The following is a 12,764-nucleotide window of genomic DNA, read 5'->3' as shown; positions in this document are numbered from 1 at the left end:
CGAGACCCTGCGCGAGCACCTGAACCTGCCCGCGCCGGAATCTCTTACGACGGCGTGACCAGGCGCAGGAACACCGTCTCGCGCCGGACCCGGAAGCCCAGGCGCTCGTAGAGCCTGCGGGCCGGCGCGTTGTCGACGCCGGTGTGCAGCAGCACCTCGTCGCCGCGCGCGCGGATGCTGTGCACCACGGCGGAGACCAGCCGGGCGGCCAGTCCCTGACCACGGAACGCGGGATCGGTGCAGACGGCGCTGATCTCGGTCCACCCGGGCACGCGCACCCGTTCGCCGGCCATCGCCACGAGTTGCCCGTGGCGCCGGATGCCCAGGTAGCGGCCGAGTTCCACGGTCCGTGGACGCCACGGGCCGGGTCGGGTGCGCTCGATGAGTGCGGCGATCTCGGGGGCGTGGTCGGGGCCGAGCAGCACGGCCTCGCTGTCCGGGCGGCCGGGGGAGGCGTCGGCGACGAGCTGCACGGCGTTGCCGACGCGGCTCACCACCCAGCCCGGCGGCGGGGTGAACGGTGCGCCGGCGAGCACGACCTCGACGCCGGGCCCGGCCAGGGTGGCCAGGTCGCGCCAGGCCCGGGCATCGCGGTCGGGATGCAGGGCGCTGTAGGCAGCGAAGTCGGGGTGGTAACGGCGCGCGCGGCCGTGGACCTCGGCCAGGTGGGCGTGCGGGCCGTTGAGCGAGTGCCAGGACAGATGATCGAGAACAGGCGGCGCGAGGAACGGGACCGGCTGCGTCATCAGGGTTCTCGGGAACGTGGATGGGTCATCAGCAAAAGTCTACTATTTCTATCGAGTTGGTCAAAGCATCTTGTGACCGGGTGGATACCGGACTATTTTCCTAGGAGGGGGCTGTGGCCGGCGAACCGGAACGATCGCCGAATTCTCTGTCTTCACAGGTGTTTCATCGCTGCCTGAGTCCCTGGCCCGCCTGAGCGATTCCGAGTGATCCGGCCAGCCCGAACAGCTGAACAGGATGCCCGCCATGACCGACAACACCCCGCACGGCTCCCAGGAGAACGCTGACGACGCTGCCGGCGCTCCGGACCGGTCCGATCTCGTCGACGCCAACGTCGATCTCGATGCTCCCGAAGGCCTTTCGCGGCGCCGCCTGCTCACCCTGGGCGGTGCCGGGGTCGGCCTGGCGGCCGCCGCAGGACTGGGCAGCTGGGCGTTCCTGCGAGGCAACGAGAGCGACGCGGTGAAGGCCACCGGCCTCACGGTCACGCAGTCCTGGGCCGGGCGGCAGCTCGCGATCACCTCGCCCACCGGTGTCTGCGAGGCGCCCCTGATCGCGGCCTTCGAGAATGGCTTCTTCGAGCAGGCCGGGCTGGACGTGGTGCTGAAGAAGGCGGGCACCGACGAGGACGTGACCGCGGCCGTCGGCTCGGGCAAGTACGTGGCCACCAACGGCATCTTCTTCAACTTCCTCGGCCCGATCTACAACGGCACCCCGGTCAAGCTGTCCGGCGGCCTGCACCACGGATGCCTCGACCTGTACGTGCGCAACGACGGCTCGGTCCCCACCGTCGCGGCGCTGAGGGGCAAGAAGATCGGCGTCAGCGATCTCCAGGGCTCGGCCACCAACTTCTTCTCCCTCGACCTGCTCGACGCGGGCATCAACTCGGCCCCGGCCGCGAAACAGGTCCAGTGGGTGGTGATCGAGCAGGACCTGCTGCCGAAAGCCCTGGAGGACAAGAAGGTCGACGCGATCGCGACGGCCGGCGGCTACCTGCCGATCATCGAGGGGGTCCAGGCCGGATGGGCGAAGACCCTGTCGAACAACCAGAGCCTGAGCCGCAACTCCAGCTACCCGTGCTGCGCGGTCGCCCTGAACAACGACTTCGTCAGCCAGGACCCGGTCACCGCGGCCAAGCTCGTCACCGCCTGGGCCCGGGGATCGCGTTGGGTCGGCTCCAACCTGGAGGCCACCGCCGAGATCGAGCACGAGAAGAAGTACATCCCGGACGAGCCCGACCGGATCCTGCCGGTGTTGCAGACCCTGACGTTCGACCCGTCGCCGAAAAACCTCCAGGAAGTGCTGCAACCGGGTATCGAGAAGTTCATCAAGACCGGTTTCCTGCCCGCCGACACCGACGCGCGGACCCTGGCGGGCGAGGTCTTCGTCGATCTCGGCCTGACCTTCTGATGGCCGTCGCCTCCTCGGTGCCCCGGCTCGCGGACGGCACCCGCACGGTCCAGGGGGCCGCGCGTATCCACGCCGCCCTGGAGAAGGTCACCCATCCGGTGCGGGTCAACCCGGTCCTCGTCGCGGCGGGCGTCCTCACCTGGGCCGGCTTCTCCGTGATCGTCCTGGCCGTGCCCGACAGCGCCCGGCTGCCGCCCCGCGAGTTGGTGTCCGTGCGGGACGCGACGCCCTTCACGGCCGGGGTGGGTTTCGTGGTGGCGAGCGTCGCGGCGCTGGCGTGGGTGGTGTCGGCCGGCCATGGACGCCTCGGGGCCCGGGCGGCGGCCCGGCTCTCGGGCGGTGGGGCCTGGCTGTTCGGCTCGGCCCTGTGGGCGGTGTTCTGGCAGCTGAGCACGGCCAAGAGCCAGCTGCTGTCCACCCCGTACTTCGCCTCCCCACAGGCGATCCTGGACCACTTGTGGACCGATCGCGGCATCCTGGCCGAGAGCCTCGGCAACTCCCTGAAGCTGCTGGCGGCGGGCTTCTTCCTGGGCCTGGTCGCAGGTCTGGCCACCGGCCTGGTGATCGGCTGGTCGCAGGTCGCGAACTACTGGGTGCACCCGGTGCTGATGTTCCTCGGGCCGGTGCCGACCCTGGCCTGGGTCCCGGTGATCTTCGTGCTCTTTCCCAGTGCGTACACCGGGGCTGTCTTCCTCATCGCCGTGAGTGTCTGGTTCCCCATCACCGTGCTCACCCGTGCGGGGATCCTCAGTGTGCCGCGCTCGTACTACGACGTCACCCAGACCCTGGGCGCGGACCGCTGGTTCCTGCTGCTGCGCGTCAGCCTGCCGGCTGCCCTGCCGAGCATCCTGACCGGGGCCTTCATGGCGCTGGGGGCCTCGTTCGTCAGCCTCACCGTGGCCGAGAACTTCGGCGTGAACTCCGGTCTGGGCTGGTACCTGAACTGGCAGAAGGGCTGGGGCGACTTCCCTGGCCTGTACGCGGGGATCGTCGTGCTGGTGCTGGTCTGCGGGATCCTGCTCAGCCTGCTGCTGCGGCTGCGCGGCTGGGCCCTGCGCTGGGAGAGGGAGCTGACCCGATGGTGAGCACGCCGGGCGCACGGATCGACATCCAGCACGTCACCCAGGCGTTCCGCAGCAGCGGCGCCGACCTGCCGGTGCTCGACGACATCTCGCTGACGGTGGCCCCGGGGGAGATGGTCGCCCTGGTCGGCCCCAGCGGGTCGGGCAAGTCCACGCTGATCCGGCTGCTGGCCGGGCTGGACCGGCCGCTGTTCGGCACCGTGCTGGTCGACGGCCACAAGGTGACGGGTCCGGACCCCTCCCGGGCCCTGGTGTTCCAGGACCCGACGCTGCTGCCCTGGCGCACGGTGCGCGGCAACATCGCGATCGGCCCGCAGGCGCGTGGGGTGCTCGGCCGGTCCCGGGCGCAGATCGACGACGCCCTGGCCCTGGTCGGTCTCACGGACTTCGCCGAGGCCTGGCCGGCGCAGCTGTCCGGCGGCATGGCCCAGCGCGCCGCCCTGGCCCGGGCCCTGGTCAACGACCCACCGGTGCTGCTGCTCGACGAGCCTCTGGGGCGGCTCGACGCCCTGACCCGCCGCGTCCTCCAGGGGGAGCTGCTGAGGCTCTGGCGGGAGCGGGGTTTCACCGCCGTGCTGATCACCCACGACGTCAGCGAGGCGCTGGTCCTGGCCGACCGCCTCGTCGTCCTGTCACCCCGCCCGGCGCGCATCCGCGAGGTCGTCGGGATCGACCTGCCCCGCCCGCGCGACCAGTCCTCCCCCGAGTTCGTCGCCCTGCGCGCACACGTCCTGGCCCTGCTCGACGAGGAGGCCACCGCAGCTCCCGACGAACTGGAAAAGACGCCGTGAGAAGCATGATCCCGCGCGGCCTGACGGTCGTGGTGCTCGCCACCGCCGCCCTGATCGCCCTGGCCGCTCCCGCCCAGGCCCACGTCACCGTCGAGGCCACCTCCACGACCGCCGGGGACACCGCCACGCTCACGTTCACCGTCCCCACCGAGTCCGACACGGCGTCCACCGACGGCCTCACCGTCGACCTGCCCACCGGCCTGACCTCGGTCCTGACCCACGCCGAGCCCGGCTGGGAGGTACGCGCAGACACGGCCCGCATCACCTGGACCGCCACCGGTGACGGCATCGCCCCCGGCGCCTTCGCCACCTTCCAGGTGCGAATCGCCCCGCTGCCCGCCTCGGGCACCCTGTACTTCCCCGCGGTGCAGCACTACACGGACGACACCGAGGTCGGCTGGGTGCAGCAGGCGGAGAACGGCGCCCGGCCCGAGCACCCGGCACCCAGCCTCACCGTGGGCGGGACGGCGACGGACGCCGCCCACCCCGGGCACGGCTCGTCGTCACTGACCGCCTCCGACCTGGACACCAGCGGCGACGCCGGGGTGTGGCTGGGACTGGCCGCGCTCGGCCTGGCGCTGCTGGCGGCCGGCCTTGCGGCCGCGGCGCTGGCCCGGACCCGGCTGGCCCCGGGGAACGCCGAGGAGCGACCCGCCGGTCCGGGCCGCCCCGCTCTCCCCGATCACCCGCCCGCCCCGGCCGGCCGCCGGACGTGACCATCCGCGCCGTCCGACGCCCCGTCGTCCCCCTCGTCCTCCTCGTCGTCCTGGCGTCCCTGCTCCCGGTCCTGACCGCCACACCGGCCCAGGCCCACGCCTACGTCCTGGCCGTCGACCCGGCCGACGGCTCCCAGCTCGACACCGCCCCCACCCGCATCCAGGTGACCTTCAGCGAGGCCGTCACCCTGCCTCCGGCCACCGGCGCGGCCCGGGTGCTCGACCCCTCCGGCGCCGACGTCACCCAGCACGCCCCCCGCCTCACCGACGGCGGCCACGTCCTGGTCATCGCCCTGCGGCCCGGCCTGCCCGAAGGCGTCTACATCGCCAGCTGGACCGTGGTCTCGGACGACAGCCACCCGGTCGGCGGCGCCGTCCAGTTCGGGTACGGCGTGCCCGCCACCGTCGCCGCCACTCCCGCCGGCCCGACGCCCACGGCCGGCCCCTCCGCCGGACTGCAACTGCTCGCGGGCCTGACCAAGGGCCTGCTCTACCTCAGCCTGGTCGCGGCCCTCGGTCTCCGGCCCGCGGCCCGGGTCCTCGATCCGGCGGCCGCGGCACCGGGGATCCACACCGTGACCCGGGTGGGCGCCGCCCTCGCGGTCGCGGCCTCGCTCGCCCAGGCCGGGATCCAGTGGCTCTGGGAAGACTCCGCCGTCCCCGACGGCCTCACCCCCGAATCCCTCCGGGCCTTCGCCGGAACCAGCTACTCCATCACGGTTCTCGTCCGTATCGGCCTGCTGGCCCTTCTGCTCGCCCGCCCTCCGCGACATCTCGCCACCCACGTCGTCCTCGGTGCTGCGGTCCTGGCCACGGTCGTCCTGAACGGGCATGCCGGGAACGGACCGCCCTGGCGCGCGGTCGTCACCCTGGTCCACGTCGCCGCCGTGGTGGCCTGGCTCGGCGGGCTGTCCCTGCTGGCCGCGCAGATGCTCCGCCGACGGCTGAACGACATGGGGCTGCAACGACTTGCGTTCTGGTCCCGCTACGCCGCCACCCTCGTCACCCTGCTCGCGGTCACCGGCCTGGTCCAGGCCGTCGGGCAGGTCCGGCACCCGGCCGCGCTCGTCAGTACCACCTACGGCTGGATCCTCGTCCTCAAGCTCCTGCTCGTCGCCGTCGCCGGGACCCTGGCCGTCGCCGGGCACCGCTGGGTGCGCCGCACCCACCACCCGGTCCCGCCCGGGCAGACCGCCCGGCTGCGCCGCCGCGTCCGCGCGGAGGCCGCGACCGGCGCCGTGATCGTTGTCGTGTCCGGCGCGCTGTCGTCCGTCACCCCGGCGTCCGCGGCCTACGCGCCCCACCGCACGGTGACCACCGAGGCCGGCCCCTACACCGTGACCGTCGAGATCGCCCCGGCCCGCCGCGGCCCGCAGGGGCTGCGGATCGTCACCCGGGGGCGTGGCACCCCCGTCCGCTCCGTCGTCCTCGAACTCCAGCACGAGAACGACCGTCTCCCCATCACTTTCCCCTACCGGCTCCCCGGGCCGCTGCGCAACGGGGAGCCGACGACGTCCACGTTCGTGAGCGCGTCCGTGAACATCCCCGAAACGGGTGACTGGACCGCTCAGCTCACCCTCGTGGCCGGGCCCACCCGGCAGTACGCCACGGCCTTCACCTACACCGTCGTCTGAGTTGCCAGAGCAGTCGGAGGAGCACCCATGACCAGGTACGAATCGGTGCTGGAATCGATCGGCGGCACCCCACTGATCCGCCTGATCCGGGTCACCGAGGGCCTGCGCCCCCGCGTCTACGTCAAGGCTGAGGGGCAGAACCCGGGCGGTGGCGTGAAAGACCGCGCCGCCCTGTCGATGCTGCGCCAGGCCGAGGCCGACGGCCTCCTGCGCCCCGGCGGCACCGTGGTCGAGGCCACCAGCGGCAATACCGGAATCGGCCTCGCCCTCGTCGCCGCCCACCTCGGCTACCGCGCCGTCATCTTCACCAGCCCTCACATCGCCGCCGAGAAACGCGCCCAGATCCTCGCCTACGGCGCCGATCTGCGCCTCGTCGACGCCTTCGTGCCCCGTGACCACCCCGACAGCCTGCGCTCGCAGGCGCAGGCCTTCGTCGAACGGACCCCCGGTGCCTGGCTGGCCGGGCAGTACGACAACCCCGCGAACCCGGCCGCCCACGAGGCCACCACCGGCCCGGAGATCTGGGCCGACACCGAAGGACGCGTGACCCACCTGGTCTCGACCGTCGGCACCGGGGGCACCATCTCCGGGGCGGGCCGCTACCTCAAGGACATCAGCGGCGGCACCGTGCGCGTCATCGGAGCCGACCCGGTCACCTCGTCCTACGCCGGGGGCGACGGGAGCCAGAAATACGTCGAGGGCGCAGGGCATTTCGTGCACCCGGCCACGGTTGACGACATCTGGCCGCGCTCGCTCGACACCACCGTGATCGACGAGTACGTGCCCGTCAGCGATCAGGACGCGATCGACGCGATCCGCGACCTGGCCCGCCGTGAGGGGCTTCTGGGCGGCGGATCCTCCGGGGTCGCGCTCGCGGCGGCCCTTCGCCTGGCCGAGCGGCTCGACGGGGACGACACGATCGTGGTGCTCCTGCCCGACTCCGGCCGCCAGTACCTGTCCACCTACTTCGACGAGACCTGGCTGCGGCGTTCCGGTTTCACCTCCACGACCGACGCGCGGACGGTCGGCAGCCGGGCGGTGCGCGTCCCGGTCGTCGACGGGACTCTCCCGCCCGCAACGGAAACCGCGGACGACGGGATCGTCCTGGTGGCCCACCCCCGGGCCGGGCGGGTGCTCGATCCGCACGTCTCCGACCTGATCGGCTGGAGTACCCCCGCCGATCTGCGTTCGGGAAGGCCCACGCGATCTCTCGGCCCCGGGCTGGGGGCCGGACTGTCCGTCGGGGATCCGTTCGTGGCCACCTGGGAGGGAACGGGGGACGACGTCGCGCCGGTTCTCCTCGGCGGGCGGGTGGTGGGGGTGGTCATCCGGAAAGCGCTAGGGACATAGCGAATGTCGGCCGGATCAAACTCTGGTAAATCGGTAGAGTTCGAGTTAGGGTCGGAAACATGTTCCCGGCAGCCAGGTTCCACGGTCGACTGCCCGCACAGACGTCCACGGCCGGCTCGGGCACCGCGGAGCCGGGGGCGACCCCGCCCGCTCAGGGGCGGCAGGTCACCTCCGGGCCGAGCCCGGCCGGGACGACAGCGGGAGCCGGGGCATGAGTGTCACGCTGAACGACGCAGAGCGTTCGGCGATCACCCAGCTGCTCCGGTTCCCGCTCCTGGCCGCCGTGAACGGCCGCCGCTCACGCCGCTTCCCGGTCGGCGGGCAGATCCCCACGGGCGAACTGGCTTACCGCAGTGCCAGACCCGTGCAGCCGCTGAGCGAGGTGGAACGGGCCCTGGTGCTGGCCACCGTGACCGGGGTGACGGGCTGGAACTTCGGCATCACCGACCACCCGGGCTACGCGCCCGCCCTGCCGAACTACTCCGGCTCGGCGGGTGGCCGGACCTTCCCGTCGGCGGCCGGGTTCCACACCACCGACTTCTTCTTCACCGACGACTCGGGCACGTACTTCCTGTCCAGCCGCGACGCAGCGCCGGCCGGGGAGGTGGCTCCCGACGGTGGGGTCCCCGACGTGGACGCGTGGCTCGGGGCCACCGTCTCGCGCTACCGCAAGCTCTCCGGCGAGCGGCTCCACCTGCCCCGCGAGGAGCCCTACCTGGAGGGCCACAACACCTGGATCGCCAACCATCCCGGCTCGCTGCTGGTGATCCCGGTGGCCGACCTGGCGCAGCACCTGATCGCGAACCTGGCGTTCTTCCTGCAGAACGGGTACGGCATCTACGACGACGTGAACGGCCGCCCGGTACCGGGTTCCGACGATCCCTCGCTGCGGCACGCCGGGGAGCCGTTCCCGCTGTCGTTCGTGGAGCAGTACACGCTGGCCGAGGCCAGCGCCGAGCTGATCACCGGGCCCTACGCCGGTCATCTCCTGCTGGGTGGGCTCGGGCTGGGCGGCTGGACCTTCGACGGCATCGACCGGCTGTCGGTGCTGGGGGCGTCCGGCGACCCCGAGGTCCCCGGGCTGAACTTCCACGTGGAGTACGACGATCGGTGGCCGCTGCCCAACCCCACCGGGCTGGCAGGTGTCTTCGAGACGCTGTCGCGGCCCCATGTGCGCGACGCCGACGAGGCGGTGGAGCGGTTCGTCGAGCGTAAGTTCGGTACGGGCGGTCCGTTCAGTCCGCTCACCGCGGGGCCCTGGCGCGACAGCACCCGGGTGCGTTCGTCCGCCGCTGCCTACGGCGAGGACTTCGTGCGCCTGCTGACCGGCCAGGTGCGCTACATCGACGAGACGTTCGGGAAGATCCCCGGCACCGTCCCGACCGTCCACATCCTCAACTATCTCCAGGCGCAGCACCTCGACACGGACTTCTACGACGACCTCTTCGGCCCCGGCGCCTACCTGCCCACCCATCGCGATCACGAGAGTGTCTGGCACTCCTGAGATGTCGATCCAGCTGCACCGGTACCTGCCGGCCAACGGCGACAGCCGGGACATCGCCGGCTCGCAGAAGACCTGGCCGCTGTGCGCGAGGAAGTCAGCACCATCTCGTGGGCGTTCGTCCTCGGGCTGAGCGGCCTGCTGGTCGGCGACTTCCTGACCGACGCCCTGACCCAACCGGTCAGCGGGCCGTCAGCAGAGTGAGCTGATGGTCCCGGGCCCGGGACATGTGCGCCGCCATCAGCCGCCGCGCCAGCTCCGGGTCACGGGCCAGCACGGCGTCGAGCACGGCCTGGTGCTCGTCCTGCGACTGGCCGGACCCGGCGACCGAATCCTGCCACGGCTTGCGCTTGAGACTGATGAGAACCTCGGCCCGGTCGACGAACTCGGCCAGCGCCGGGTTGTGCGAGGCCCGCAGCAGCGCCCGGTGCCACTCGTTGTGGATCCGGGCCCGCCGCTCCGGGTCCTGCTCGGCCGCGGCGGCCTTCAACATCACGACCATCTCCGCACGTTCCAGCTCCGTGGCCCGCAGCGCGGCCGCCTCGGCGCTCGCCGACTCCAGGGCGTTGCGCACGTCGAAGTAGTCCAGGACCTCCTGGGGCGTGCGCTCGTGCACCCGGTACCCGCGGCGCTCGCGCTTGAGGATGCCGTCCCGCTCGAGCATGGCCAGTGCCTCCCGGATCGGGGTCCGGGAGGTGCCGAGTTCCGTGGTCAGCGAGCTCTCGTACAGTCTCATGTCGGGCGTGATCTCACCGGCGAGGATCCGCTGGCGCAACGTGTTGTAGTGCGCCAGTGACGCGGTCTCCTCGGTCGTCCTCGACATGGGAGTGTGAACCGTCCCTTCAGGGGGTGTGCGACGGGATGTCGAGGGACCAGTGTGGATGATCGGGGAGCAACCGGGCAGCGCCCGGGCCGTACAGGTTCTCGCGCAGCGTCGAGGGGCCGGAGCGCTCGGCGAGCCGGCCGCGGCGGCGCAGTTCGGGGATCACATACCGGACGATGTCGTCGAACGTGCCGGGCCGCACCGCGTAGGCGAGGTTGAAACCGTCCAGGTCGGCGACCTCGCACCAGCGCTCGAGCTCGTCCGCCACGGTGGCGCCGGAGCCCACGATGACCGGGCCCATCCCGCCGACCGCCATGTAGTCGGCGACCTCGCGCAGCGTCCACACCCGGTCCGGGTCGGCCGAGGCGAAGAACCGGGCCGAGAACTGCGCGCCGTTGGACTGGATGTCGCCCAGCGGTGTGTCCGGGTCGAGCGTCGACAGGTCCACCCCGACCGGCCCGGCGAACTGCACCATCGCCCCGCCGTAGTCGCTGTACCGCAGCAGGTCCTCGTACTTGGCCCGGGCGATCTCGTCGGTCTCCCCGGTGACGATCGTGGCCACCGCGAACGCCCGCACCGAGTCCCGGGAGCGGCCCAGTGCCTGCGCCTCGTCCTTCACCGCGGCCACGATCGGCTTGAGCACCTCGGGGCGGGTGCCGTGCACGAACAGGCCCTCGGCGTGCTGGGCGGCGAACCGCTGCCCGCGCCCGGACGATCCGGCCTGGAACAGCACCGGGGTGCGCTGCGCGGACGGCTCGGCGAGGAAGGCGTCGGGCACGGTGAAGAACTCGCCCTCGTGCCGGATCGGGTGCACGCGCGCGGGATCGGTGTAGACGGCGCGGTCCTTGTCCCGGACCACGGCGTCGTCCTGCCACGAGCGTTCCCACAGCTTGTGCGTGACGGCCAGGAACTCGTCGGCCCGGTCGTACCGCCGGTCGTGCTCGAGCTGGGTGCCGGTGCCGATGTTGCGGGCGGCGCTGTCCAGGAACGAGGTGACGATGTTCCAGCCGACCCGGCCGTCGCTGAGGTGGTCCAGGCTGGTCAGGGTGCGAGCCAGCAGGTACGGCTGCCAGTAGCTGGTGGACAGGGTGATCGCGAACCCGATCCGCTCGGTCACCGCGGCCATCGCCGAGACCACTGTCACCGGGTCGTTGATCGGGACCTGGCTGGCTGTGCGCAGTGCCTCGTCCGGGCTGTCCCGGTAGGCGTCGAGCATGCCGAGGACGTCGGCCATGAAGATCGCGTCGAACCCGGCGGCCTCCAGGTCGCGGGCCAGGCGCGTCCAGTAGCGCACCGACGTGTACTCGTGGGAGCGGTCCTGCGGGTGACGCCACATGCCCGAGGCGATGTTGCCGGGGGAGAAGTTCTCGAACGCGTTGAGGTGAATGATGCGCTCGCTCATGCTGTGTAGACCTCCGTCGCGGCCGCCAGGCCGGCACCGGTGTCGACCGGGTGCCCGAGGGCGCTGAGCGCTCCGGCCAGGGCGCCGAGGCCGGCCACGACGGTCTCGAAGGACGCCGTCCGCCCGGTGTGACGGATCTTGACCAGCTGCGGCGCGGCCCCGCCCGGTGCCACGGTCAGCTCGACGCCGAAGCGCTCACGGGCCAGGGCGACGACGGCGTCCCGGTCCACGGCCTCGGGCAGCCGGGCCGCGGTCACCAGACCCGAGGCCTGCGCGGGATCGTCCGCCCACGGCCGCACCCCCAGCCCCAGCAGCCCGGCGCGAGACGCCGCCGCGGCGAGACGGTGCCGGGCCACGACGGCGTCCGGGCCCTCGGCCTCGACCGCCGTCAGGGCCGCGTCCAGGGCCCAGAGTTCGTGCGGCGCGGGGGTTCCCGGGATCGCGACCTGGCCGGCATCGAGCCAGTCCCGGCGGATGTCGAGCAGCGAGACCGACGACAACGACGCCAGTCGCCGCGGCGTCCGGGCCAGGGCCTTCCAGCCGGCCTCGCTCACGGTGACGGCGGCGATCCCGGCCGGTCCGGCGAGCGCCTTCTGCGGGCCCAGGACGATGACGTCCGCCGAGGAGGCGGTGAGGGGTTCGCCACCCACGGAGGCGACCGCGTCGACGATGCTGACCACGCCCAGGCGCCGGGCGTGCCCGGCGATCCCGGCGATCGGGTTGACGATCCCGGTCGCGGCTTCGCCGTGCACGAAACTGATCACGTCGTAACCGGTCTCGAGCTCCTCGACGACCTGCGCGAGGGAGACGGCGGTCCCGGCCACCGGCGGCGCGATCGTGGTGACGTCCGCGCCCTCCTCCTGCATCCACTCCCCGAAGAGGCGGCCGTACTGGCTGGTGGCGACGTTCAGCACCCGGGCACCGGTGGCCCCGGCCTCGCGGGCGACGGCTTCCAGGGCCACGATCGCCTCACCGGGCACGAGCAGGGTGTCGGTCGTGGCCGGATCGGCCCCGATCACCGCGCCGAAGCGCTGGGCCAGGCGGGCGTAGGCAGTCGCGGTGTACGCGGGGACCTGCCCCCACACCCAGCCGGGGTTGGTGCTGCTCGTGCTGCTCACGTGGTTCACGGCTCCTCAGTGGATCGGCTCGAAAAATTAATGTACACACATGGATACGTCAGATGTATGCTCGCTCTCCCGTAGCGCTGGAGCTACGAGGTGCACACCAGCAGCACTTGGCCCTCGCTACAGTGCTCAGCCTTCAGATTTCCTGTGAAGCAGTGGTTTTCCCCTGACCTATGCGGACGGGAGA

11 protein-coding genes are annotated in these 12,764 nt (G+C 72.0%); 7 read left to right on the top strand and 4 right to left on the bottom strand.

Annotated features, from left to right (window positions below; translation table 11 throughout):
- Positions 1 to 44: 44 nt before the first annotated feature.
- Positions 45 to 746 carry a GNAT family N-acetyltransferase gene (locus KIH74_RS07210; RefSeq protein ID WP_214155002.1) on the bottom strand — a complete coding sequence of 234 codons (702 nt, stop codon included), beginning with the start codon at positions 744 to 746 and terminating at the stop codon, positions 45 to 47.
- Positions 747 to 990: 244 nt separating this feature from the next.
- Between KIH74_RS07210 and KIH74_RS07205 the strand changes: the two genes are divergently transcribed.
- The 7 genes from KIH74_RS07205 (at position 991) to KIH74_RS07175 (ending at position 9,231) form a co-directional block, all read left to right on the top strand.
- Positions 991 to 2,154 carry an ABC transporter substrate-binding protein gene (locus KIH74_RS07205; protein ID WP_214155001.1) on the top strand — a complete coding sequence of 388 codons (1,164 nt, stop codon included), beginning with the start codon at positions 991 to 993 and terminating at the stop codon, positions 2,152 to 2,154.
- A complete protein-coding gene (locus tag KIH74_RS07200) occupies positions 2,154 to 3,239 on the top strand; it encodes an ABC transporter permease (RefSeq protein WP_214155000.1) in 1,086 nt (361 codons plus the stop codon). The genes KIH74_RS07205 and KIH74_RS07200 overlap by 1 nt, the downstream gene beginning before the upstream one ends.
- Positions 3,233 to 4,027, top strand: a complete 795-nt coding sequence (locus KIH74_RS07195) for an ABC transporter ATP-binding protein (protein ID WP_214154999.1) — start codon at positions 3,233 to 3,235, stop codon at positions 4,025 to 4,027. Before KIH74_RS07200 ends, KIH74_RS07195 begins: the two co-directional genes overlap by 7 nt.
- Before the next feature lie 5 nt (positions 4,028 to 4,032).
- Entirely contained in the window at positions 4,033 to 4,743 is a 711-nt protein-coding gene (locus tag KIH74_RS07190; RefSeq protein ID WP_246571890.1) for a YcnI family protein, read from the top strand.
- On the top strand, positions 4,740 to 6,377 hold the full coding sequence (locus KIH74_RS07185) for a copper resistance CopC/CopD family protein (protein ID WP_214154997.1): 1,638 nt from the start codon (positions 4,740 to 4,742) through the stop codon (positions 6,375 to 6,377). The genes KIH74_RS07190 and KIH74_RS07185 overlap by 4 nt, the downstream gene beginning before the upstream one ends.
- A 27-nt stretch (positions 6,378 to 6,404) precedes the next feature.
- The gene (locus tag KIH74_RS07180; RefSeq protein WP_214154996.1) at positions 6,405 to 7,727 is read left to right on the top strand and encodes a PLP-dependent cysteine synthase family protein; all 1,323 of its coding nucleotides are present in this window, start codon (positions 6,405 to 6,407) and stop codon (positions 7,725 to 7,727) included.
- 211 nt (positions 7,728 to 7,938) lie between these two features.
- Positions 7,939 to 9,231 (top strand): hypothetical protein, encoded by a 1,293-nt coding sequence (locus KIH74_RS07175; protein WP_214154995.1) that lies wholly within the window; start codon positions 7,939 to 7,941, stop codon positions 9,229 to 9,231.
- Positions 9,232 to 9,409: 178 nt separating this feature from the next.
- Here the strand turns inward: KIH74_RS07175 and KIH74_RS07170 are convergent, their stop codons facing one another.
- From KIH74_RS07170 to KIH74_RS07160, 3 genes are read right to left on the bottom strand one after another with little or no spacing between them, the layout of a single operon-like run.
- Positions 9,410 to 10,051 (bottom strand): GntR family transcriptional regulator, encoded by a 642-nt coding sequence (locus KIH74_RS07170; protein WP_214154994.1) that lies wholly within the window; start codon positions 10,049 to 10,051, stop codon positions 9,410 to 9,412.
- 19 nt (positions 10,052 to 10,070) lie between these two features.
- Positions 10,071 to 11,453 carry an LLM class flavin-dependent oxidoreductase gene (locus tag KIH74_RS07165; RefSeq protein WP_214154993.1) on the bottom strand — a complete coding sequence of 461 codons (1,383 nt, stop codon included), beginning with the start codon at positions 11,451 to 11,453 and terminating at the stop codon, positions 10,071 to 10,073.
- Positions 11,450 to 12,571, bottom strand: coding sequence for an aminotransferase class V-fold PLP-dependent enzyme (locus KIH74_RS07160; RefSeq protein WP_214154992.1), 1,122 nt, complete (start codon positions 12,569 to 12,571; stop codon positions 11,450 to 11,452). Before KIH74_RS07160 ends, KIH74_RS07165 begins: the two co-directional genes overlap by 4 nt.
- Between the last annotated feature and the right edge of the window lie 193 nt (positions 12,572 to 12,764).

It is taken from the genome of Kineosporia corallincola (assembly GCF_018499875.1).
Classification (GTDB): domain Bacteria; phylum Actinomycetota; class Actinomycetes; order Actinomycetales; family Kineosporiaceae; genus Kineosporia; species Kineosporia corallincola.
This window is presented reverse-complemented; position numbering and strand designations above follow the sequence as displayed.